The organism is Pedobacter sp. A2324 (assembly GCF_059693705.1).
The window spans coordinates 58,931-82,447 of record NZ_JCASSK010000006.1; the positions used below are offsets into that span (position 1 = coordinate 58,931).

At 39.1% G+C, this 23,517-nt stretch carries 19 protein-coding genes; 13 read left to right on the forward strand and 6 right to left on the reverse strand.

Going from position 1 to position 23,517, the window contains the following annotated elements:
* Positions 1-19: 19 nt before the first annotated feature.
* The 8 genes from kdsB (at position 20) to AC570I_RS17525 (ending at position 10,673) form a co-directional block, all read left to right on the forward strand.
* On the forward strand, positions 20-808 hold the full coding sequence (kdsB, locus tag AC570I_RS17490) for a 3-deoxy-manno-octulosonate cytidylyltransferase (RefSeq protein ID WP_497406494.1): 789 nt from the start codon (positions 20-22) through the stop codon (positions 806-808).
* Between the two features lie 124 nt (positions 809-932).
* A complete protein-coding gene (locus tag AC570I_RS17495; RefSeq protein WP_497406495.1) occupies positions 933-1,475 on the forward strand; it encodes a hypothetical protein in 543 nt (180 codons plus the stop codon).
* 123 nt (positions 1,476-1,598) lie between these two features.
* Positions 1,599-2,069: a hypothetical protein gene (locus tag AC570I_RS17500; protein ID WP_156166634.1), complete on the forward strand. Its 471-nt coding sequence runs from the start codon at positions 1,599-1,601 to the stop codon at positions 2,067-2,069.
* Positions 2,070-2,073: 4 nt separating this feature from the next.
* On the forward strand, positions 2,074-2,505 hold the full coding sequence (locus tag AC570I_RS17505; protein WP_047797776.1) for a hypothetical protein: 432 nt from the start codon (positions 2,074-2,076) through the stop codon (positions 2,503-2,505).
* A gap of 234 nt (positions 2,506-2,739) precedes the next feature.
* Positions 2,740-4,356 (forward strand): CTP synthase, encoded by a 1,617-nt coding sequence (gene pyrG, locus AC570I_RS17510; RefSeq protein ID WP_047797777.1) that lies wholly within the window; start codon positions 2,740-2,742, stop codon positions 4,354-4,356.
* A 20-nt stretch (positions 4,357-4,376) separates the two neighbouring features.
* Positions 4,377-6,173 (forward strand): membrane protein insertase YidC, encoded by a 1,797-nt coding sequence (yidC, locus tag AC570I_RS17515; protein WP_497406496.1) that lies wholly within the window; start codon positions 4,377-4,379, stop codon positions 6,171-6,173.
* Positions 6,174-6,359: 186 nt separating this feature from the next.
* On the forward strand, positions 6,360-9,218 hold the full coding sequence (locus AC570I_RS17520) for a S9 family peptidase (protein ID WP_497406497.1): 2,859 nt from the start codon (positions 6,360-6,362) through the stop codon (positions 9,216-9,218).
* Between the two features lie 183 nt (positions 9,219-9,401).
* Entirely contained in the window at positions 9,402-10,673 is a 1,272-nt protein-coding gene (locus tag AC570I_RS17525; protein ID WP_047797780.1) for a nucleoside recognition domain-containing protein, read from the forward strand.
* A 92-nt stretch (positions 10,674-10,765) separates the two neighbouring features.
* Here the strand turns inward: AC570I_RS17525 and AC570I_RS17530 are convergent, their stop codons facing one another.
* The 3 genes from AC570I_RS17530 to AC570I_RS17540 all read right to left on the reverse strand — a co-directional run bounded on the left by AC570I_RS17530 (position 10,766) and on the right by AC570I_RS17540 (position 14,082).
* Positions 10,766-10,999 carry a hypothetical protein gene (locus AC570I_RS17530; protein ID WP_047797781.1) on the reverse strand — a complete coding sequence of 78 codons (234 nt, stop codon included), beginning with the start codon at positions 10,997-10,999 and terminating at the stop codon, positions 10,766-10,768.
* Positions 11,000-11,099: 100 nt separating this feature from the next.
* Positions 11,100-11,540, reverse strand: a complete 441-nt coding sequence (locus AC570I_RS17535; protein ID WP_497406498.1) for a PaaI family thioesterase — start codon at positions 11,538-11,540, stop codon at positions 11,100-11,102.
* Between the two features lie 85 nt (positions 11,541-11,625).
* Positions 11,626-14,082: a TonB-dependent receptor gene (locus tag AC570I_RS17540; RefSeq protein WP_497406499.1), complete on the reverse strand. Its 2,457-nt coding sequence runs from the start codon at positions 14,080-14,082 to the stop codon at positions 11,626-11,628.
* 133 nt (positions 14,083-14,215) lie between these two features.
* On the opposite strand from AC570I_RS17540, the gene AC570I_RS17545 reads away from it, so the two are divergent.
* From AC570I_RS17545 to AC570I_RS17555, 3 genes are all read left to right on the forward strand, one after another.
* Positions 14,216-14,449: a hypothetical protein gene (locus AC570I_RS17545; RefSeq protein ID WP_497406500.1), complete on the forward strand. Its 234-nt coding sequence runs from the start codon at positions 14,216-14,218 to the stop codon at positions 14,447-14,449.
* Between the two features lie 75 nt (positions 14,450-14,524).
* Positions 14,525-16,312 (forward strand): translation elongation factor 4, encoded by a 1,788-nt coding sequence (lepA, locus tag AC570I_RS17550; RefSeq protein WP_497406501.1) that lies wholly within the window; start codon positions 14,525-14,527, stop codon positions 16,310-16,312.
* Between the two features lie 78 nt (positions 16,313-16,390).
* Positions 16,391-17,272, forward strand: a complete 882-nt coding sequence (locus AC570I_RS17555) for a bifunctional 5,10-methylenetetrahydrofolate dehydrogenase/5,10-methenyltetrahydrofolate cyclohydrolase (protein WP_497406502.1) — start codon at positions 16,391-16,393, stop codon at positions 17,270-17,272.
* Between the two features lie 70 nt (positions 17,273-17,342).
* Here AC570I_RS17555 and AC570I_RS17560 read toward each other — a convergent pair whose 3' ends face one another.
* On the reverse strand, positions 17,343-17,678 hold the full coding sequence (locus AC570I_RS17560; protein ID WP_497406503.1) for a Rieske (2Fe-2S) protein: 336 nt from the start codon (positions 17,676-17,678) through the stop codon (positions 17,343-17,345).
* 105 nt (positions 17,679-17,783) lie between these two features.
* Between AC570I_RS17560 and AC570I_RS17565 the strand changes: the two genes are divergently transcribed.
* Both AC570I_RS17565 and AC570I_RS17570 read left to right on the forward strand, forming a co-directional pair.
* Positions 17,784-18,407: a 7-carboxy-7-deazaguanine synthase QueE gene (locus AC570I_RS17565; RefSeq protein WP_497406504.1), complete on the forward strand. Its 624-nt coding sequence runs from the start codon at positions 17,784-17,786 to the stop codon at positions 18,405-18,407.
* Positions 18,408-18,445: 38 nt separating this feature from the next.
* A complete protein-coding gene (locus tag AC570I_RS17570; protein ID WP_497406505.1) occupies positions 18,446-20,332 on the forward strand; it encodes an OmpA family protein in 1,887 nt (628 codons plus the stop codon).
* A gap of 90 nt (positions 20,333-20,422) precedes the next feature.
* On the opposite strand, the gene kdsA is transcribed toward AC570I_RS17570, so the two are convergent.
* Positions 20,423-21,235 (reverse strand): 3-deoxy-8-phosphooctulonate synthase, encoded by an 813-nt coding sequence (gene kdsA / locus AC570I_RS17575; protein WP_497406506.1) that lies wholly within the window; start codon positions 21,233-21,235, stop codon positions 20,423-20,425.
* 87 nt (positions 21,236-21,322) lie between these two features.
* Positions 21,323-23,512, reverse strand: coding sequence for a DNA helicase RecQ (recQ, locus tag AC570I_RS17580; RefSeq protein WP_047797790.1), 2,190 nt, complete (start codon positions 23,510-23,512; stop codon positions 21,323-21,325).
* Positions 23,513-23,517 lie beyond the last annotated feature (5 nt).

The window sequence follows — 23,517 nt, forward strand, 5'->3', positions numbered from 1 at the left end:
CCAGAATTAATTACGGTATATGAGCAATAATCAGCAACAATCGGGTGATAATGAATTAAAGATCATTGGAATTATTCCTGCGCGTTATGCCTCCACCCGTTTTCCGGGAAAGCCATTGGTTGATATTGCCGGGAAAAGCATGATTCAGCGTGTTTATGAACAAGCAGGTAAGGCAAGTAGCTTGGCAAAGGTAGTCATTGCTACTGATGACAAACGGATTGCTGAAGAAGTTAAACGGTTTGGTGGTGACTTTGTTTTTACCGCCTCACACCACCAGAGCGGAACAGATCGATGTGCAGAAGTGATAGAGAAACTTCCTGATTTTGATATTGTAATTAACATACAGGGTGATGAGCCGTTTATTGAACCGGCTCAAATTGATTTACTGGCGAGTAGTTTTACAGATAGTAAGGTAGAACTGGCAACCTTAGTAAAACCGATCCAAAGTCAGGAAAGTATTTATAACCCAAATAGTCCGAAAGTAGTGATCGATGTTCATGGCCGGGCGATGTATTTTAGCCGTAGTCCCATACCTTTCATCAGAAGCGGAGAGCCAGGCGTTTGGGCAGAAAAACATCAGTTCTACAAGCATATAGGTATTTATGGCTATCGTGCTGAGGCATTAAAGGCAATCACCAAACTTCCTCCATCCTCTTTGGAAATTGCTGAAAGTTTGGAGCAATTGCGCTGGATTGAAAACGGTTTTTATATACAGACGAAGATTACTGATCTGGAAACGGTTGCTATTGATACGCCTGAAGATTTAGTAAAACTAAACAAGTTACTGGAAGCTTTAAAACTCGAATAGTTATAAATAATCTCCCTCTGGCAACAGGATCACAAGGGGTATGTCGACTTTTAGTTGTGGTTGTTAGTTGGTTATTCTTTTTGAATATCGTCCATTTAAATCCTTAAAATTTGTATTTTCGGCTATGAGAAATCTGGTATTCTTTATTGTTGCTTCTGTTTTTCTTTTATCTGCCTGTCAATCCCCGTCAGATAAGAAAGATCCATCTGTTGAGTTTAAAAACGTAAACCAAATCGTTACCAAATCATTTTCGAATCTGAATGTACCCGATACCTTTAAAATTGAGCTAACCGGGAGAAAACCAGAGGACATGGTATTGAATTTTACGATCAAAAATGCTTCTGGTCAGGAGTTATATAATGCAAAACTGAAAGGAACTGATTTGTTAGGCAGTACGGATCCGAATGTAGATTTAACTAAAGAAAAAGATCAGGTTATATTCTTAAAAACGATTGCGGATGATTTTTTTTCGGAAGATAATTTTCTTGAGCCTGCTGTGATGCCTGAAGATAAACCGGACAACTATGTTCCTGATAAGGCGCTTTATGAAGATTTGAAGAAATCAGGATTGAATGGCTTTAAATACCGGTTAGGTAAAGAGAATAATATTTACATTGCCTGGAGTGAAAAGGAAAAGAAAGTAAAAATCTATTATAATTGCTGTTGAAAAATTTGATTTTAAAATTTCCTGTTATTAATTGAAAAGCCTACTTTTACGCTAATCAAATCGTCTTAGTCTTCGGACTGAACTCCCCTATTGTTGTAAAACCATCCCTTTTTATAATTTTTTATGAAAAGGATATTTTTATTACTATTTGTTTCTTCCATTTTTATTGTGCAGTCTTTTGCGCAGACTGGTTGTGTTATCGTTAGCGATAATGGTATTTGTTGCAGTACCGGAAGCAATTTTTACCTCACAGCTACCACTACGCGTAGCTATGTTAATAATAACCCAACATATAATCCAAGTAAATCAGGTGGTGTGTGTAACACCTCTACCACTACTGTTAACGCAGATGGGAAAATAGTACAATACACCAACGGTATACGTGTCGATCCAGATGCGTGTTACAATCCCGTGATACCGAGGTCTACTAATCGAACCTGCTATGCCAACGGTTTCTGCGGAGTCGAAATGACCTTGAACGTTGTCAGTTGTCCGCTTGATACCAATTCATGGCTATGGCTTTTTATTTCTGCAATTCTGGGGTTCGGTGTATTACGCATAATCAGCGCCCCCTATTCTGATCCAAACATTTAGCGTTATGAAAACTCAGTGGGCTTTAATCATCCTGTTTCTGTTTTTTCGTTCTGGTGATGCATTTTCTGATGTAGTTTATGGATGTAGATATATGGGACGGATCTATACACACCAAATTAACATCGGAACGAGTAACCCTGAGAAATTCGATGAGCCCTATTATTTTCAATATACCAGCCCTGCATCTTGTACATCGGGAACAGACTTATTTGTATTAACCAGCGATGTTGTCGCACGTTCTGTTCCTCAGGGCGGGAGTTGCCAGGCAGAGTACATTGACAATGCATTCCAGTTAGGTGTACGCGTTTACTTCAATAATTCTAAAGTTTATCAGTGCCCTCTGGATAGCCAGGTGTTTTATCTGTTTTTGTTAACAAGCTTTACTGGGGTATTTTGTTTAAGAAAACGGAGTCATCTGCTTAGAGCCAGAAAATGAACCGAAAGGCCAGGTTTAGCCTTTAAAATGCGTTGATGCCCCGTTTGAATTGAACTAAATAACTCCTGATTTTACGATTTTGGGTTATCAGAAATGTTATTATCCTGAATCACATTGCATTATCATTTTTTAATAATCTTCATTTTACCAGAGCGGAAACAACTAATTTTCCTACCTTTGTATCCCGTACAAAAAGCAGCAATAAGAACACTTTTGCTGTAAAAAATCAAAATCATGACTAAGTATATTTTTGTTACGGGCGGTGTTACTTCCTCTTTAGGTAAGGGCATCATATCCGCATCTTTAGCTAAACTTTTACAGGCACGGGGCTACCGTGTAACCATTCAAAAATTCGATCCGTACATTAATATCGATCCCGGAACATTAAATCCATATGAACACGGCGAATGTTTTGTTACGGAAGATGGTGCAGAAACAGATTTAGATCTTGGTCATTATGAGCGTTTCCTAAACGTTCCAACATCACAAGCCAATAATATTACAACAGGCCGTATTTATCAAAACGTAATTCAAAAAGAACGTAAAGGCGAATATCTGGGTAAAACAGTGCAGGTGGTTCCTCATATTACAGATGAGATTAAACGTAACATGCGCATTTTAGGTGAAAGCGGAGATTACGATATTGTGATTACGGAGCTTGGCGGTACTGTTGGCGATATTGAATCCTTACCTTTTATTGAAGCGGTTAGGCAGTTCAAATGGGAGGAAGGAAGTTCAAATGCAATTGTTATTCACCTCACATTAGTACCATACCTGGCGGCCGCTGGCGAATTAAAAACGAAGCCTACACAACACTCAGTAAAAGCTTTACTTGAATATGGAATTCAACCAGATATTCTGGTTTGCAGAACAGAACACCATCTTGGCCCAGACCTTAGAAAAAAAATAGCATTATTTTGTAATGTTAACATTAATGCGGTAGTCGAATCGATGGATGCATCCACTATTTATGATGTGCCATTGTTAATGTTAAAAGAACAATTAGATAAAACTGTTTTAGCAAAATTAAAGCTGCCAACTAAAAACGATCCGGACATGGAAAGCTGGAAAGATTTTCTTGGTCGCTTAAAAAATCCAACTGCCGAAGTTAAAATCGGCTTGGTTGGTAAATATGTGGAATTACCTGATGCTTATAAATCAATCATCGAATCTTTTGTTCATGCAGGTTCTAAGAATGAATGTAAAGTAAAAGTGGAATACATTCACTCTGAAAGTATTTTTCCGGATAATGTGAAAGAAAAGCTTGGACATTTACAGGGCGTATTAGTTGCCCCTGGTTTCGGAAGCCGTGGAATTGAAGGTAAAATTGATACCATCAAATACGTAAGAGAGAATAATGTTCCCTTCTTTGGTATCTGTTTAGGAATGCAATGTGCGGTGATTGAATACGGACGTAATGTGCTGGGCTTAAAAGGCGCACATACTACCGAGATTGATCCTGAGGCTGCAAACCCTGTTATCAATATGATGGAGGAACAAAAGAGTATTGTGAATATGGGCGGTACCATGCGTTTAGGTTCTTACCCTTGCGACATTAAAAAGGGATCAAAGGCGTTTGCGATATATGGTAAACAACATATTAATGAGCGTCACCGTCACCGTTATGAATTCAATAATGCTTATCTCAAACAATACGAAGAAGCAGGAATGGTTGCTTCAGGAATTAATCCGCAAACCAACCTGGTTGAAATAGTTGAACTTAAAAATCACCCGTTTTTTGTTGGCGGGCAGTTTCACCCAGAATTAAAATCAACAGTTGCTAATCCTCACCCACTTTTTGTTAAATTTGTCGCCGCTGCAATGGAGTATGCGAAAAAGAAAACAAATTAAAAGCAGTACAAATAAATATAATGGATAGAAATACCTTTACAGGAATGTTCCTGATCATGATCATATTGGCAGGATCATTCTACTTTTTTAGGCCAAGCGAGGCCGAAATGAAAAAAGCCCGCGAAATTGAGCACCAAGACTCTTTAAAAAAGGCTGGTATAGCACCAGTTGTTAAAGATACTACTGCCGCTAAAACTATCGCTACGGTTCCAACAGTTGACTCTCTGGCACTAAAAGGTCCGTTTGGCACTGCTTTAGCCGGTACAAGTACCAACACCGTACTCGAAAACGAAAATTTATTGATTAACCTCAGCAACAAGGGCGGTAGAATTTCATCTGTTGAAGTTAAAGGTCAGAAAACATTTGCGGGTAAACCCTTAATCTTGTTTGATGGTGAAGCCAATAAATTTGGGTTGACTTTAAATGCAGCAGGTAAAGTAATCAATACAAATGATTTGTATTTTAAACCAGTTAAAGCTGGTAATACTGTTAAAATGCGTGCCGATTACGGTGCCAATGCGTATGTTGAATATGTTTATAGTTTGAAAGGCTTGAGTAACAAGGTCGATTTCAAAATCAATCTGGTTGGCCTTCAGCAAGTGATAGCAGGTAATGCGGTTAATTTAAACTGGTCTACGGTATTATTACAGCAAGAAAAGTCGATCGAGAGTGAACACAGATATTCAGCACCATATTACAAGTATGTTGATGGAGATGTAGACCACCTGAGTGTTTCTAAGGATGAGAAAGAAGAACTTACCAAAGGTAAAATACAGTGGTTTTCCTTTAAACAGCATTTTTTCTCGGCATCTTTAATTTCTAAACAAGGTTTTGATAAGGGAAGTCTGGAAGTTAAAATCCCGACTGCTCCCGGACAGGTGAAGTTTTATGATGCTAACATGGAATTGGCCTATGCACACGCTGCAAACCAGAGCTATGACATGGAATTTTACTTTGGAACCAATAAATTTTCTGCGTTAAAGGATCAGGGTTATGATTTGGAAAAACAGGTTGATCTTGGTTACTGGCCATTAAAATACATCAATCGTTTTATCGTATTGCCTGTTTTTAATTTCCTTAACAATTTCGGCTGGAACTTCGGTTTAATCATTTTGGTATTAACGATTTTGTTAAAGGTTGCATTGTCTCCGTTAACTTACAAATCTTACCTGTCTATGGCCAAAATGAGAGTTTTGAAGCCGGAAATGGATGAAATTAAAGCTAAGGTAGGTGAAGATAATCAAACCCTTGTTCAGCAGGAATATTTGAAATTATATAAAAAAGCTGGTGTAAATCCGCTTGGTGGTTGTTTGCCTATGGTATTACAGTTGCCACTCGTAATGGCTTTCTTCTTCTTTTTCCCTAACCTGTTTGAGTTGCGCGGAGAAAGTTTCTTGTGGATGAAAGATCTATCAACTTACGACGAATTCATCAAGTTTGGTGTGAAGCTACCTTTTATCGGTGATCACTTAAGTTTGATGTGCGTACTGATGACGATTTCGACATTAATCATGACCTATTTCAACAACCAGACATCTGGTGCTACCGGTCAGATGAAGTATATCGGTTACATTATGCCGGTTATTTTTCTTGGTGTTTTAAATAGTTACCCATCAGGATTGAACTACTACTATTTCCTGGCGAACTTAATGACATTCGGTCAGCAGATTTTAATTCGTAAAATGGTTGATGACGATAAGATTCATGCTTTAATTCAACAAAATAAAGCGAGACCAGCTGATGAAAAAAAGAAAAAATCTAAATTCCAACAGCGTTTAGATGATTATATGCGTCAGCAGCAGCAAACGAAAAAATAATTGCACTATTAAAATTAAATAGAAGCCACGATTGTTTAACAGTCGTGGCTTCTTTGCTTTATATCCCCTCGAATAGCTTGCCCTGGCGGTTTATTGTAATATTTGGCATACAAGTTTTTAAATAAGCCAAAAAATTCCAATTTTAGACGATTAGAACTTCACCAACAAATTAATTTACATTCCAAAATGCAAAAAAGACTAACAGTTATTCTGCTTTTCATTGTCACTTTTGCCTACGCACAAAAAAAACCACTGGATCATAGCGTTTATGATACCTGGGAATCGGTAGGAAGCAAGCAATTATCAAACAATGGTCAGTGGGCCATGTATGGCGTTATACAACAGGAAGGCGATGCACAATTGTACATCAGCAACCTGAAGACTAATGCGAAGATTAATATCGCAAGGGGAATGAATGCGCAATTTAGTAATGATTCTAAATTTGCTGCTTTTAATATCCGTCCTTTTAATAATGACCTGCGTCAGGCGAGGATAAAAAAAAGAAAGCCAGATGAAATGCCAAAAGATTCATTAGGGCTTGTTAACCTGAATTCGGGATTGGTTTCAAAGTTTCCGAGAGTAAAATCTTTTAAATTTCCGGAGGAAGGCGCTGGCGTACTGGCTTATCTGACGGATAAACCAGATACAGCAAAGAAAAATGTAAAACCAGCGGATAAAAAAGATGGTATATCTGATTTTGCAGACGAGGAGCCGGCTGCAAAAGGAAAATCAGAAGAAGGAACAGATCTTATCGTTAAGAATCTGACTACTGGAATAGATAAAACTTACAAGTTTGTTACTGATTATGCTTTCAGTAAAGATGGTAAACAGCTTGTATTTTCATGTAGCGGTTCTAAAAAAGATAAACTGGCACCTCAGGGTGTATTTCTATTGAATACAGAAAAAGGTACTTTAAAAACTTTAATTAAAGGCAAAGGAACCTTTAGAAGTTTCACTTTTGATGAGGATAGCGAACATTTAGCTTTTGTTGGTGAACAGGATCCTGAGAAGCAGGAGATTAAAAACTATAATATTTACTACAACTCTTTAAGTTTAGATACGGCACAGATTCTGGTTGATTTTGATATGCCGGGGTTACCTTCAAAGTGGTCGGTAAGTGGAGATGGCAGAGTGAATTTCAGTAAGGATGGAAAGAAACTTTTCTTTGGAATTGCTCCTGTAAAAAAGCCGAAAGATACTACGATAGTTGATTTCGAGGTGGCAAAGGTTGATGTGTGGAACTACAAAGATGATTATCTTCAGCCCATGCAGCTAAAGAATGCAGAGCGCGACAGTAAAAAAAGTTATCTTTCAGTAATCGATGTGTTCAGCAGTGATCCTAAAGTGGTGCCCTTGACGGATGTTACACTTCCAGATGCCAGCTTGATAGCAGAAGGTGATGCTAACCTGGTATTGGCTTCAACAGATTACGGACATCGTATTGAATCTCAATGGAGTGGTTCTACATCAAAAGATTATTATCTGGTAGACACCAAAACCGGACAACGGAAAAAGATTATTTCAGGTCTGAATGGTAATGCTATGGCATCTCCTGGTGGCAATTACATTTTATACTTCGACCGGAAAGCCGCAAACTGGTATACTTACAACGTAGCAAATGGCAGAATCGTTGCCCTTACGGAAAGTTTGAATGTTAAATTTGTTGATGAAGATAATGACGTGCCTGACCTCCCGGGATCTTATGGCATTGCAACATGGACAGAAGGCGATAAAGCTGTTTTGTTGAATGACAGGTATGATATATGGTCTTTTTCACCAGATGGGAAAAGCCCGGCTAAAAACATTACTGCCGGTTTTGGAAGAGCAAACAATATCACATTTCGTTACGAAAGAGTTCAGCAGGAAAACCGTTTCGAACGTAATGCAGATACCAAATTTGTGAAAGCGAATGAACTGGTTTGGCTGAATGGTTTCAATAACGCTACTAAAGAAAACGGCTTTTATAAAACTACCGTTGGCTCTGTTAAAGCGCCTGACCTGGTAGTGATGGGAAAAACAAAATACTCTAATTTGCTAAAGGCTAAAGACGCTGATGTTTATATTTACGATAGGGGTAATTACGTTGAATCGCCTAATGTATATGTAACCAACGATTTTAAAACCGAGACCAAATTGACTAATACAAATCCACAACAAAAGAATTACAATTGGGGCACTGCAGAATTGGTGAAATGGGTCACTCCAAAAGGTTATAAGGCGGAAGGCATTTTGTACAAACCTGAGAATTTCGACCCAAATAAGAAATATCCGATGATTGCTTATTTTTACGAGAAGTTGTCTGATGGCTTATATAGTTATCAGGCACCTGCCCCAACCCCGTCCCGCCTCAACATTTCTTTTTTTGTTAGTAACGGCTATCTTGTTTTTGCGCCAGATATCAGTTACGAAGCAGGACATCCAGGCCAATCGGCAGTAGAGTATATCAACTCAGGGGTAGAAAGCTTAAAGAAAAATAATTGGGTAGACGGAACTAAGATTGGTATTCAAGGTCAGAGCTGGGGAGGTTATCAGGTTGCGTATTTAATTACGCAAAACAACATGTATGCGGCCGCCTGGGCTGGTGCACCAGTAGCAAATATGACATCTGCTTATGGTGGTATTCGTTGGGAAACCGGTATGAACCGGCAGTTCCAGTATGAAAAAACACAAAGTCGTATCGGTGCTACCCTTTGGGAGAAACCTGAGCTTTATATTGAGAACTCTCCCTTGTTTATGTTTCCAAAGGTGAGTACGCCAGTGGTTGTGATGGCAAACGATGCCGATGGTGCTGTGCCATGGTATCAGGGCATTGAAATGTTTACGGGTTTACGCCGTTTAGGTAAACCGGTTTGGATGTTAAATTATAATGGTGAAGCACATAATCTTGTACAGCGCCAGAACCGAAAAGATATTCAGATTCGCGAGCAACAGTTTTTTGATTACTACCTTAAGGGAGCCAAAGCACCTGCCTGGATGACCAATGGTATTCCGGCAACTGAAAAAGGAAAGACCTGGGGTTTTGAATTAACTGATGATAAGCCTTAATTAATCACGAGGTTTTTACGTAGCGTTAAGCGTCCATAGTGCTGGTTTACATATCCGCATTATGGACGCTTTTTATTTAGGAACAACTGGCGAGAGGCTTTTCAAGAACTGACTATTTGATTTATGCAGAGAAATTAAACTAAAAAACCTATTTTCACCAATCATAAAAACGAAACAAATTAAATGGCATTAAGCAGGATCTGGTCGGGATTTATTATTGTAGCTATTGTTGTAGCAAGTATCAAATGCTTTTTCTTCGGGCAAACTGATATTTTTAACTGGATGGTAATTGGTAAGGCTGATGATGCTGCTAATCCATTGAAGCTGGATGGGGTGATTCAAACCTCTTGGGTTGCGGTTGAACTTTGCCTGAAACTCATCGGTATTTTAGCATTGTTTATGGGATTAATGAGTATTGCAGAGAAGGCCGGTGGAATTCGTTTATTATCACGAATTGTAGGTCCGTTCTTTTCAAAGCTATTTCCTGATATACCTAAGGGGCATCCATCAATGGGGCACATGATTATGAATTTTTCTGCCAATTTATTGGGGCTTGACAATGCGGCTACACCATTTGGGTTGAAGGCTATGGAGAGCCTTCAGGAGCTCAATCCTAAAAAGGATATGGCTTCCAATGCGCAGATCATGTTTTTGTGTTTACATGCAGCCGGATTGAGTTTAATTCCCGTAAGCGTAATTGCCATCCGCGCATCTCAAAATGCTTCCAATCCAACAGATGTATTCATTCCTTGTCTGATTGTAACTTTTGTGGGTACCATGGCTGCCATGCTCATTGTATCCTTCAAACAAAGAATTAATATTTTTCAACCTGTTGTGATCGGTTGGATACTCGGACTCTCGCTGATCATAGCAAGTCTGGTACTCTACATCCGTTCGCTGGATGCTGTTGGAATCCAGTCATTTTCCGGTTTGCTGAGTAATGGTTTAATCCTATTTATATTTCTCGTCATCGTAATTGGTGCCTTATATAAAAAGATCGATGTATTTGATGCATTTATAGATGGTGCGAAGGATGGTTTCAATACTGCAATCAACATTATCCCCTATCTGGTAGGGATGCTGGTAGCCATAAGTTTACTACGAACCAGTGGTACTTTTGATGTGGTAATTAATGCCATAAAGAGCGTATTTGTTTATTTAGGCACTGATACCCGTTTTGTAGAAGGGCTGCCAACGGCTTTAATCAGGCCCTTGAGTGGTGGCGCTGCAAGGGGCATGATGGTGAGTACAATGGAAACCTATGGGGCGGATTCCTTTGCTAGCAGGCTATCCGGAATATTTCAAGGAGCATCTGATACTACTTTTTATGTGGTAGCCGTTTATTTCGGGTCAGTAAAAATCAAAAATACTAGGTATGCCATTGGATCGATGTTACTTGCAGATCTGGTTGGTGTTTGTACTGCTATAGGCATATGCTACCTGTTTTTTGGTTAATAAGCTTGCCTGAACACAAAAAAATCCCGGCTTCTTTAAAAGCTGGGATTTTTTTACGGGCGTTGTATTAAATGGGTTGAATTTTTAGGTACTCAGGCTGGCAAAGATAACCTATTGATAATTTCATCGATAGCATCAGGCTCAATAGCCACATTTTTGGATGCACACCATTTTTCCGATCTCGTATCAAGCCAGATACAGAATGAATGGTAACCATCTAAAACAACGGCATAGGTTTCATGAAAGTCATCTTGAATGCGCATGCAAAATCCCTTGAAGATCTTGCCTCTAACAATAAATTGCAGGGTTGAATAATTTTCTAACATGGCTCATTATATTTTTGGTTAAGGTACAACAATGTATTAATGAGAATGTTTTGTTAATTTAAAGGAATCAATAAATAATTCTTAAATAAATTCAGGAAGCTTAACCTATGTTTAACATGTTCGAGTAGCCTCTTGCTATTAAACGCTTTTTCGAAGGCAAATGTATCTCACATTGGAGATTTAATATGGTCCTTCCTTTTTTTACGATTACTGTTTCCGCAATGATTTCATCCCCTTCTGCTGCTGGTGCAAAATAGTCGATATAGTTACTAACTGTTGTATAGCGATCATTTAGACCCATAGTATAAACAGTAGCTCCAATTAAATCATCTATTATCCCTGCTGTAACACCACCGTGCAGAATCTGGTATGGGTTTGTCATTTCTTGTCGAACAGTGTATCTACATGCCAAAACTCCGTTTTCGGCTTTAACCAATACCGGTGCAAGCCAGTTCATAAAGTTGGAAGGCGAATTTGTAATCATTTGACCTAGAGACTGACGTAAGATATTTAAACGCTGTTCACTCAATGATTCATTCATAGTAATAAAAAAATATATACATAAAGTTAAATAATTGTACCATATCCAGAAACGATTATTTCTGTATCAACTACCCTTACCGGTTTTAAAACGGCAAAATCAATTTAAAGCTAAAGTTTCTACCCATATTATAAATCCCTGACCGGCCATTTGGCGAGGACTGGTAGTACTCAAAATACTTCAACCTGTTTAAATGGGATTGATAAGCAATATTGAAAATGTTTTCGGCCTGAAAAAATATCTCAGCAATTCGTTTACCAGACTTGTCCTTGATTGCTGAGCCAATGCCAGCATTAAACAACGTATAGCCACTTGTGAAGGTTTCTGTATTGTCGAGCGCATAGAACTTATGCTGAGCGGAAGTAATGGCCACGTCCATTTTGATAAAAGGCTTATCCAGTAATCCAGATTGTTTTTGAGCAGTCAGTTTTAATTCAGATCTAATTTGAAGCGGTGGGATAAATGGTAAATACCTGGCATCCCTCCCATGCAGTCGCAATAATTCACTGTTTTGATTTATTCCTGTTACGTAGGCTATGCTGTTATTCAGACTGAGCCATTTTAGTGAAGATGGATGGAGATTTACTGAAAATTCTGTACCATACAACCTGGCTTTTGATTGTTGATATTGATAAGTCAGGTTGCCGGGTACAATTACTACCGGATTACCGTTTTCATCAGTTAATCGTGATTGATAGATATAGTTCTGGATATGGTTATTAAAAACTTCAAGGCTAATATCCAGATCTTTGAAATAGGCGATCGTGCCCAGGTCTTGCTGAAGGTTAAACTCCGGCTTAAAGTTTCTGTTGCCCAAGTAAACGATATGAGCTCCCGGATCCAGACCATTAGACCCGATTTCTGTGATGTTGGGCGCACGATATCCGCGGGCTATATTTGCTTTGATGACAACCCTTTTTGAAATGTTGTAAGTGAAACCCAGGCTTCCTGACATTCCGTAGTAACTTTTGTCGAACGAGGGAAATTGTAAGTTGCTGTTTGCTGATTGCGATGTAACCTGTTTACCAAATCTGGTATCAGGATCCGTACCTACGTAAAAATTATTCCAATAAGTGTTTCTACGATCTACCCTCACTCCGCCTGATATGTCAAGTTTATCGAATGTTTTTTTTATAAAATAGAATGCCCCGATGTCAAAAAGATTATAATCTGGAATTGGAAAATCAGTAGCCGATTTACTCCTGTTGGTTTGGTACATGCCATTTATACCAATTGTACTCTCGAAACCCGAGAAGTCTGGCAAATTATATTTTACATCATAATTTAAAGTATTAAGTACCACATATAAACCAGCCTGATCAGGAGCAGTCGGATGGTTGAATTCTTTTCTTACACTCTGCTGGCCGCCAATTAGCCACTGCAAATCGCTGTTAAGAAATTTCAGCCGGCTTGAGTTGTATAAGCGGAAATGTTGAATATGCTGATGAAGAGGATTAATGCTATATTTTTTAAGCGACTCATCCCCAACAACTGGTCTGCTTTTAATGTCATCACCCTCGTCAAGTGTTTGCACGGTAAATCTGCGTGTTATCGAGTCTCTGCTTCCGTCAGGAATTTCCATTAAGTTGTTATAGAATGTTACTGCTGTTTTCGAATAAAATCCTGATTGATCCAGGACGGCACTTCCTGATAGATTATATTCTTTAAATGCTGTACCATAAACATACCTGTCAATTTTATTGTAATAATTATGTGCCGCTTTTGAAGTTGCCCGGGCAGAAAATTTCCAGTGGTCAGTATTATAATTTAATCCGAACGAGGCACCGTACATTCCATTATTGGATTGGTAGTTTGACGTGAAATCACCGTCAAGGCTGGCACTTTCTGTATTTGCAACATCAGGAATCATATTAATTACGCCTGCCAGCGCGTCAGAACCGTAAGTTAAACTAGCAGGCCCTTTTATTACCTCCACCCTGGCGATACCATATTCATCTACTTCTATTCCATGCTCATCGCCCCATTGCTGCCCCTCTTGCCTTAAGCCATCATAAAGTGTTAAAACACGATTATAGCCCAGCCCCCTGATAAATGGTTTGGAGACATTTGGGCCGGTTGTTACTGCAGAAACGCCGGGAATGCCTTTTACAATAGCATCAATCAGATTGGTATTCATATTCTGATTCATCGCTGATTTATTTAAAACTGCAATTGGAACCGGATTTTTTCTAAGTTGCGTCGCCCGATTAACGCCAGTTACCACAACTTCATCAAGTTCCGAACTGAGATTGATCATTTCTAAATCTAACACCACAGTGTCCTGGTTCAAGTCAAGTTTCAGTTTTCTGTTTTGATAACCAATGCCGCTGAATACAATCGACCATTCGCCTTTTGGTAAGTCTTCAAAATAATAATGACCTTTATTGTCAGATTTCACAAGTTTTTTCAGAGCTGGTAATTGGATGTTAATATTCCCAATAGGCAGACCCATAGATGTAACTGTCCCGCTCAGGCGAATATCCTGGGCTTTAACATTCAAGGTGCAAACAAAAGCAAATAGTATCAGGTAGTAGTATTTCATGACGGAAGCTTATCTAAATATATTTTTAGACAAATCTAAATTTATATTTATATAAATCAAATTTTATTTGTCTGCACTTCCATAATATTGATCTGTCAGCATTTATGGCTTGAATTTTGTTAAACCGTATCCTATGGAAGACAATCAATATCCCGAAAAAAGAATTCTGAAGCCATCAGTAATTCATGATGATTTGCCAGAAGTTAGAAAGCCTGAACACCTGAGAAAAGCCTTGCCTAACCATGATGATTTACTTCCAGAAAATCCGGAGCGAAATTACCACCATGAAGACTTAGGGAATAGCGCGCCCAGCCATGATAGTATTGAACATGCAGATGATGATGTTTGGAATGGAGAAGACGCCTGAGTAGGAAATGACTGGTGATTTCACCGTTATTTTCAGCCGCACAAATTCCATTAAAAAGCATATCTTTGCGCAAAGATGAAGCATATACGTAATTTTTGCATTATTGCACATATCGACCACGGTAAAAGTACCCTGGCAGATAGGTTATTAGAATATACAGCAACAATTTCGCAGCGTGAAGCGCAGGCGCAGTTGCTGGACAACATGGATTTGGAGCGTGAGCGAGGCATTACGATTAAAAGTCATGCTATACAAATGAATTATAAGGTTGGAGATATTGAATATAACTTTAACTTAATTGATACTCCCGGACACGTGGATTTCTCATATGAGGTATCACGTTCAATTGCAGCCTGTGAAGGGGCATTACTTATTGTTGATGCATCGCAGGGCATTCAGGCGCAAACTATATCCAACTTATACCTGGCCCTTGAGCACGATCTTGAGATTATACCCATACTTAATAAAATGGACTTACCTGGCGCAATGCCTGAAGAGGTGAAGGATCAGATTATTGATTTGATTGGTTGTAAACGAGAAGACATTATTCCTGCATCTGGTAAAACAGGTATGGGGATTCCTGATATAATTCAAGCTATTGTTGACCGCGTTCCTGCTCCGGTTGGCGATCCTGAAGCGCCGTTACAAGCATTGATTTTTGACTCCGTTTTTAACTCATTCAGAGGAATTATCGCTTATTATAAGGTGGTTAACGGTGAGATCAAAAAAGGCGACAAAGTAAAATTTATCAATACCGGTAAAGAGTATCTGGCTGATGAGGTTGGTATTTTAAAACTGGATATGGCACCACGGAATGTGGTCAAAACCGGGGATGTAGGTTACATTATTTCCGGCATTAAAGAAGCCAGGGAAGTAAAAGTTGGTGATACGATCACGACTACTGCAAGGCCTTCGTTAGATGCAATCCAGGGCTTTGAAGAGGTTAAACCCATGGTTTTCGCGGGCATTTATCCTGTTGATACTGATGAGTTTGAAGAGCTTCGTGAAGCGATGCACAAGTTACAGCTAAATGATGCATCAATAGTTTTCGAACCTGAAAGTTCTGCTGCTCTGGGCTTTGGTTTCCGTTGCGGATTCCTTGGAATGTTGCACATGGAAATTATTCAGGAACGTTTGGAACGTGAATTCGACATGACGGTAATCACCACCGTTCCCAACGTATCTTATGTTGCCCATACTACTAAAGGTGATGAAATTTTCGTAAATAATCCTTCAGATTTGCCTGATCCAAGTAAATTGGATTCGGTTGAAGAGCCATTTATCAAAGCTAACATTATTACCAAAGCTGATTTTGTTGGGCCTGTGATGTCACTTTGTATTCAGAAAAGGGGAACAATTGTAAATCAATCATACTTAACATCTGATAGGGTTGAATTGGTTTTTGAAATGCCAATGGGCGAAATTGTTTTCGATTTCTATGATAAATTGAAAACAATTTCGAAGGGCTATGCCTCTTTCGATTATCATCAGATTGGATACCGAAAATCAGAATTGGTTCGGTTGGACATGTTAATCAATGATGAACCGGTTGATGCTTTATCATCATTAATCCACAGAAGTAATGCTTACGATTTCGGAAAGAAAATCTGCGAAAAATTGAGAGAATTAATCCCTCGTCAGCAATTCGAGATTAAAATTCAGGCATCTATTGGAGCTAAAGTTATCGCCCGTGAAACGCTTAGTGCTTTACGTAAAGACGTAACAGCTAAATGTTATGGTGGTGATATTTCCCGTAAACGTAAATTACTGGAGAAACAGAAAAAAGGTAAAAAACGCATGCGTCAGGTTGGAAACGTAGAAATTCCCCAATCAGCGTTTATGGCGGTGTTGAAATTAGATTAAATCAGATAGCAGATATTAGATTTGAGATGCCTGAGGTACAATCTCAAACCAATATCTGGCATCTCACATTTTATAAGAATGAAATTATTAGACGGTAAATACGTATCCGAAAAGGTTAAGGTTCAAATCGCAAAAGAAGCTGCAGAATTTTTAAATGAAAGTGGCAGGAAGCCCCACCTGGTTGCCATCTTAGTAGGTAATGACGGTGGCAGTGAAACCTATGTGGCCAGCAAAATGAAAAACTGTGAAAAGGTTGGCTTCCGGTCTTCACTTCACAGATATGATGATTCAGTATCTGAAGCGGAATTATTGGCAAAAATTGAAGAAATTAACCAGGATGATGAGGTTGATGGATTAATCGTCCAATTGCCTCTGCCTAAGCATATCGATCCGGAAAAGGTGACTGAAAAGATCGACCACCGGAAAGATGTTGATGGTTTCCACCCGGTGAATCTGGGTAGAATGATGCGCAATCTACCATGCTTTATTCCGGCTACCCCTTATGGCATTATGTTGATGCTTGAAGAATACAACATTGACACTACAGGAATGCATTGTGTTGTAGTGGGTAGAAGTAATATTGTGGGTAGCCCGATGAGTATTCTGATGGCTCGCAACGCTAATCCTGGAAATTGTACGGTAACATTGACACACTCGCGTACAAAAGATTTAAAAGAACAGGTGTTGCAGGCTGATATCATTATTGCTGCGATTGGTAAAAAGAATTTTATCACAGCAGATATGGTGAAACCTGGAGCGATTATCATAGATGTTGGTATCAACCGCGAAACTTCGACAGAAACCAAATCAGGATTTAAACTATATGGTGATGTGGATTTCGAACATGTTGCACCAATATCGTCTTTCATAACCCCCGTTCCCGGTGGAGTGGGTTTAATGACAATTGTGGGTTTGCTAAAAAATACATTGGCATCGGCCAGAAAAGATATTTATGCTTAAAGCAAATACCGGGGCTTAAGCTTTTATACTTCGGCAATCAAAAACGGTTCAATATATTGGGCCGTTTTTTTTAGCCCCATAATTTAGTCCACCAGTTTTCTTCAAAGCCTACATATAAGCCGTCTTCGCGTAATTCTGTAGGGTAGATATCAATATAGTCTCCCTGTCCCTCTGCTCCTCTTCCGGTGGTTAAATTGTATTCGTAACGATGTACAGGACAGACAAGGTGACCGCTTTTGCACCATCCTCCTGAAAAATGCCCACCGGCATGAGGACAATAAGATTGTGTAGCGGTAAACTTCCCGTGATCATTTATTATACACAACTGCTTGCCGTTCACATCCGACATTTTTATTGTGCCTGAGCCTGGAAGCTGTACTTTGTTTAATGCTTTGAACCACTTCATCAAGCTAAAATATCAATTAAATATCAGTGTTATTTCATCTTTGCATTAATTTTCGAATGAGAAACCGCTTCACCATATTTTTTTAAGATATTTGCATCCTCAAAAATGAAACAAGACATACCAGAAGACGGCACATTACTTCCTTTAATGGAAGAGTTTTATACCATACAAGGCGAAGGATTTAATACGGGCAAAGCAGCATATTTTATTCGCTTAGGTGGATGCGATGTAGGCTGCCACTGGTGCGATGTGAAAGAAAGCTGGGATGCCGAAATGCACCCTCTTACTCCTGCAGATGTAATTGTTGAAAACGCAGACCGCTTTCCTGGTAAAGCTGTTGTCATCACTGGTGGCGAACCCTTAATTTACAATCTGGATTATTTAACAAACAGCCTTAAAGAACGCGGCATATTAACCTTTATTGAAACTTCTGGTGCTTATCCGCTTTCGGGGAATTGGGATTGGATTTGTTTATCCCCAAAGAAATTTAAAGCACCTCGCCCTGATATTACGCCGTTTGCCCACGAACTAAAAGTCATTGTTTTTAACAAAAGTGATTTTAAATGGGCGGAAGAATACGCTGCAATGGTATCCCCGACATGCAAACTATATTTGCAGCCTGAATGGTCAAAATCAAAGCAGATTACCCCACTGATTATTGATTACGTGATGGCTAATCCGAAATGGGAAATTTCTTTACAAACGCACAAATTTTTAAATATTCCGTAAATAGTTTACATTAGCTTTGATATCCAAATGTTAATGTAATGAAATACTGGTGTCTTCTATCGCTTACATTTCTGAGTATTTTTACAAATGCCCAGAATTCTTCTAATAAAAAAGCATTAAACTTTTTCGAGAGGGCAAATCCTTTTATCCAGAAACAGGATTACGCATCTGCAGAGCAGGTACTGAAAAATGCTATTGAAGCAGATCCCCATTTTCAGGATGCCTATGCGTTGCTTGCAGGAGTTTACAAAGCGCAACGAAAATACAGCGATGCTAAGCAAGCGTTTCAAAAAGTGCTTGCTTTAAGTAAAAATGTATCTCCTGAAATACTTTTTGGTACCGCGGAGATGGAGTTTGCCACTCAGGAATATGCAAAGGCCAGGCAGCATTTTACTGAGTTCCTGAATTTGGATGCATCTTCAGACCGTGCGAAGAAAGCTACGAAATACCTGATGGATTGTGACTTTTCAGTTTTGGCAATAAAGAAGCCTTTCAAATACACCCCAACTAATCTGGGAAGTGGTGTAAATACAACTGACGCCGAATATTTTCCAGCGCTAACGGCTGATGGAGAAACTCTGGTTTTCACGAGACAGGTAAATGGTAATGAAGATTTCTGGACTTCCCAATTTAAAAATAATTCCTGGACAATGGCTACGCGTTTGTCGCCGAAAATAAATACTGCAAGGTATAATGAAGGTGCTCAAACCATATCGCCTGATGGAAAATATCTTTTTTTTACAGGATGCAATCGCCCCGATGGTTTAGGCAGGTGTGACATATATGTTTCCCATCGTGAAGGTAACGACTGGGGGGAACCGTATAATGTTGGTAAGCCAGTTAATTCTGAATACTGGGAATCGCAACCTGCAATCAGTCCTGATGGCAGAACACTGTATTTTATCAGTAATCGTCCAGGTGGTTCTGGTGGATACGATATCTGGAAAAGCACCATTACGGATGATGCAAAGTGGGGCCCCGCCATAAACCTCGGCACCGACATCAACACCTCTTATGACGAAAATACCCCTTTTCTCCATGCCGATGGTAAAACGCTGTACTTCTCTTCTGATGGCTGGCCTGGATTTGGGAATAAAGACATCTATTACAGTAGAATGGATGATAGCGGTAAGTTTACAACCCCAGTTAATCTGGGATTTCCGTTAAATTCATTTGATGATGAGAGCGGTTTGATTGTAAGTGCCGACGGCAATTTAGGAATGTTTTCCTCTAACCTGAAAGATGGTTTTGGAGCTCAGGATATTTATAGTTTTGGCATTCCTGAGGCAGCGAAACCTTCGAAGGTCTCTTATGTCAAAGGTATTGTTCGCGATAAGGACAGCAAAAAGACGATAGAAAGCAATGTTCAGGTAGTAGATCTAAAAACGAATAAAACTGTTTTTGATGATTATACTGATCCTGAAACCGGTGAGTTTTTAGCTGTAATGCCAATTGGAAGTGATTATCTTTTTAACGTGAATGCTGAAGGATACTTGTTTTATTCGGAGAACTTTGAGCTTAAGGCCGGCGACATCAATAAACCTTACCAGATTGAGGTTTACATCGAAAAAATTAAGCAAGGCGGAAATGTTACGTTGAGGAATATTTTCTTTGACACTAATAAGTACAACCTGCTCCCCGCTTCAATAAGAGAACTTAACTTATTAATCGACTTCTTGAATCAGAATACAACTGTAAATATCGAAATCCAGGGACATACCGACAATATCGGCGACGCAAAACTCAACGAAAAGCTTTCGCTAAACAGGGCAAATGCTGTTTACGATTATTTGCTGAAAAATGGCATTGACCTGAGGAGACTTACTTTTAAAGGATTTGGCGCCAGCAAGCCGGTTGCAGATAATAAGACTGAGATAGGAAGAAAGAATAACCGCAGAACATCATTTGTAATTACAAAAATATAGGAACACGGTATAGATCTCAAAAGTATTTCTCTGGTCAAATGCAGTGATGTTACAAGGTTGACTCCGGGAGATACTTTTGAGATAGATACTTTATATTATCGCTTGTCTGATGCGAATTAGTTTGCTCAATGTTGCTTCCAGCAACTCCAAATGTAACATATTAGCGCCATCAGATTTTGCGTTAGCGGGATCCGGGTGTGTTTCGATGAATAAGCCATCTGCACCAACTGCAATTGCAGCTTTAGCAATGGTAGATATCAGTTCTGGTTTACCGCCTGTAACACCGCTACTTTGATTAGGCTGTTGCAAGGAATGTGTACAATCCATTACCACAGGAACACCAAAACCTTGCATCTCCGGTAAACCACGATAATCAACGATCAGGTCCTGGTAGCCGAAGGTATTCCCCCGGTCAGTTAAAATAACTTTATTGTTTCCCGCCTCTTTAATTTTCTCCACTGCAAATTTCATCGATCCGGCTGATAGAAACTGACCTTTTTTTACATTGACAACTTTTCCTGTTTGCGCTGCTGCGATTAATAAATCAGTTTGGCGACAAAGGAAAGCCGGAATCTGCAATACATCTACGTAAGCTGCCGCCATAGCGGCCTCGTCACTTTCATGAATGTCTGTTACGGTTGGTACGTCAAACTCCCGCCCAATACGCTCTAAAATACGTAACGCTTTCTCATCTCCAATACCTGTAAAAGAACTCCCTTTACTTCGGTTTGCCTTGCGGTACGAGCCTTTAAAAATATATGGAATTTGAAGCTTATCAGTAATTGTTATGATTTTCTCTGCAATGCGCATGGCGATTTCTTCACCCTCAATGGCACATGGGCCAGCCATCAAAAAGAAATTTCCTGATTCTGTATTTTTTATTTTATCTAAATAGTTAAGCATAGTTGCAATTTGAGATTTGAAAAATGAGATATCAGATATTAAACTTTGGCAGTCTAAAATCTAATATCTATCCTCTTAAATCTAATGTTAGTTTCCTAATTCCGACATGAATTTAATTCTCATCAATTGAATTTCTTCACGGGTGTAATCAGTTTCGCCAAGTTCATTTAAGGCATCATCGATAGAGTCGCTTTCGGCAGCCCGGAAATAATCGAATACCTCGTCTTGTCTGTCATCGTCAATTACTTCATCGATAAAATAATTGAGATTAAGCTTTGTACCTGAATTTACAATTGACTCAACCTCCTTTAGGATCTCTTCGTAAGTAATGCCTTTTGAATCAGCAATATCTTCTAAACCAATCTGCCGGTCAATATTTTGAATGATAGATACTTTCATTTGCGATTTATTTGCCTGAGTTTTAATGATCAGGTCTATAGGTCGCTCAACGTCATTATCTTCAACATATTTTTTTATCAGCTCAATAAACGGTCCGCCAAACTTCATTGCTTTACCAGAGCCCACTCCAGAAATCTGGCGTAACTCCTCCATGGTGATGGGATAATGCGTACACATTTCTTCTAACGACGGATCCTGAAAAACAACAAATGGCGGAACACTTTTCTGCTTTGCAATTTTCTTTCTCAGGTCTTTAAGTAACTGGAGCAAATGAGTATCCAATGCTCCGGTACCCTGTTTAGCATCATCTTCATCTTCCTCTACTCCGTCACCGATAGGTTCATTCAGGATAAACTTCAAACTATAAGGATTAACTATAAAATCTCTCCCCTGTTTGGTTAACTTTAAGAGTCCGTAATTATCAATGTCTTTATACAGATAGTTGTTTAAAACGGCTTGACGGATAACCGATTTCCATAATAATTCACCCTCACCTTTGCCAATTCCAAATTCCGGAACTTTGCTATGCTCGTAGGCGATAGTCTGCGCAGTTTCCAAACCTAAAAATACATTCAGCAGATGTGCATCATCAAATTTCTCTCCTGTAGTCTCAATAAACTTCAGCAGTACAGATAGCTGTTCTTCGGCTTCAAATTGCTTTTTCGGTTTCTTGCAATTATCGCACATGCAGTTACAGCCTGTTTCATTAAAGTTTTCACCGAAATAATGAAGGATTTGCTTACGGCGGCACACACCTGACTCAGCATAATCGATTACTTCTTTAAGGATCTGAGTCCCGATTTCGCGTTCTGAAACCGGCTTATCTTTCATGAATTTGGCAAGTTTATCTACATCTTTTTGAGAATAAAAAGCAATACATACTCCTTCCCCACCATCACGGCCGGCCCTGCCTGTCTCCTGGTAATAGCCTTCCATACTCTTCGGAACATCATGGTGGATCACAAAACGAACATCAGGTTTATCAATTCCCATTCCAAAAGCAATGGTAGCGACAATAACCTCAGCATCTTCCATTAAAAACCTGTCCTGGGTTTCTGCTCTTACTTTAGGCTCCAAACCTGCATGATAAGGCAAGGCACTAATTCCGTTGAGATTTAATGCCTCGGCAACTTCCTCAACTTTTTTGCGACTTAGGCAATAAATAATGCCAGATTTGCCAGGATTAGATTTAATATATTTTATAATTTCTTTTGTGATGTCTCGCTTGGGGCGGATCTCATAGAATAAATTCGGTCTGTTAAATGACGACTTAAATAAGGTAGCCTCACTCATTCCAAGATTTTTCATGATGTCCTGCTGCACCTTTGGTGTTGCGGTAGCTGTTAAAGCGATTATCGGAATATTGTTTCCTAATCCTCCAATCACCTGTTTTATTTTCCGGTATTCCGGCCTGAAATCGTGTCCCCACTCTGAAATACAGTGTGCCTCATCGACTGCAACAAATGAGATTTTAATCAGATTGAGAAATTCTATATTTTCCTGTTTCGCAAGAGACTCAGGCGCTACATAAAGTAATTTGGTTTGACCGCTTAAAAGATCAGACTTAACTTGAGTAATTTCGGATTTGTTTAAAGACGAATTAAGAAAATGAGCAATGCTGTCACTACCACCAAAGGCCCTTAACTGATCTACCTGATTCTTCATCAGCGCAATTAATGGTGAAATCACTATTGCAGTTCCGTCACTCATTAAAGCAGGTAGTTGATAGCAAATAGACTTCCCTCCGCCCGTTGGCATAATCACAAACGTGTTGTTGCCCTCTAAAATATTTGTAATGATCGACTCTTGATCACCTTTGAAATTATCAAACCCAAAGAAATTTTGCAGGTTATCAAATAACGACTTTTTCACGTCCATTTTGT

Coding starts and splice junctions, on each gene's coding strand:
- kdsB (WP_497406494.1), top strand. CDS start 20: ATGAGCAATAATCAGCAACAATCGGGTGATAATGAATTAAAGATCATT.
- AC570I_RS17495 (WP_497406495.1), top strand. CDS start 933: ATGAGAAATCTGGTATTCTTTATTGTTGCTTCTGTTTTTCTTTTATCT.
- AC570I_RS17500 (WP_156166634.1), top strand. CDS start 1,599: ATGAAAAGGATATTTTTATTACTATTTGTTTCTTCCATTTTTATTGTG.
- AC570I_RS17505 (WP_047797776.1), top strand. CDS start 2,074: ATGAAAACTCAGTGGGCTTTAATCATCCTGTTTCTGTTTTTTCGTTCT.
- pyrG (WP_047797777.1), top strand. CDS start 2,740: ATGACTAAGTATATTTTTGTTACGGGCGGTGTTACTTCCTCTTTAGGT.
- yidC (WP_497406496.1), top strand. CDS start 4,377: ATGGATAGAAATACCTTTACAGGAATGTTCCTGATCATGATCATATTG.
- AC570I_RS17520 (WP_497406497.1), top strand. CDS start 6,360: ATGCAAAAAAGACTAACAGTTATTCTGCTTTTCATTGTCACTTTTGCC.
- AC570I_RS17525 (WP_047797780.1), top strand. CDS start 9,402: ATGGCATTAAGCAGGATCTGGTCGGGATTTATTATTGTAGCTATTGTT.
- AC570I_RS17530 (WP_047797781.1), bottom strand. CDS start 10,999: ATGTTAGAAAATTATTCAACCCTGCAATTTATTGTTAGAGGCAAGATC.
- AC570I_RS17535 (WP_497406498.1), bottom strand. CDS start 11,540: ATGAATGAATCATTGAGTGAACAGCGTTTAAATATCTTACGTCAGTCT.
- AC570I_RS17540 (WP_497406499.1), bottom strand. CDS start 14,082: ATGAAATACTACTACCTGATACTATTTGCTTTTGTTTGCACCTTGAAT.
- AC570I_RS17545 (WP_497406500.1), top strand. CDS start 14,216: ATGGAAGACAATCAATATCCCGAAAAAAGAATTCTGAAGCCATCAGTA.
- lepA (WP_497406501.1), top strand. CDS start 14,525: ATGAAGCATATACGTAATTTTTGCATTATTGCACATATCGACCACGGT.
- AC570I_RS17555 (WP_497406502.1), top strand. CDS start 16,391: ATGAAATTATTAGACGGTAAATACGTATCCGAAAAGGTTAAGGTTCAA.
- AC570I_RS17560 (WP_497406503.1), bottom strand. CDS start 17,678: ATGAAGTGGTTCAAAGCATTAAACAAAGTACAGCTTCCAGGCTCAGGC.
- AC570I_RS17565 (WP_497406504.1), top strand. CDS start 17,784: ATGAAACAAGACATACCAGAAGACGGCACATTACTTCCTTTAATGGAA.
- AC570I_RS17570 (WP_497406505.1), top strand. CDS start 18,446: ATGAAATACTGGTGTCTTCTATCGCTTACATTTCTGAGTATTTTTACA.
- kdsA (WP_497406506.1), bottom strand. CDS start 21,235: ATGCTTAACTATTTAGATAAAATAAAAAATACAGAATCAGGAAATTTC.
- recQ (WP_047797790.1), bottom strand. CDS start 23,512: ATGGACGTGAAAAAGTCGTTATTTGATAACCTGCAAAATTTCTTTGGG.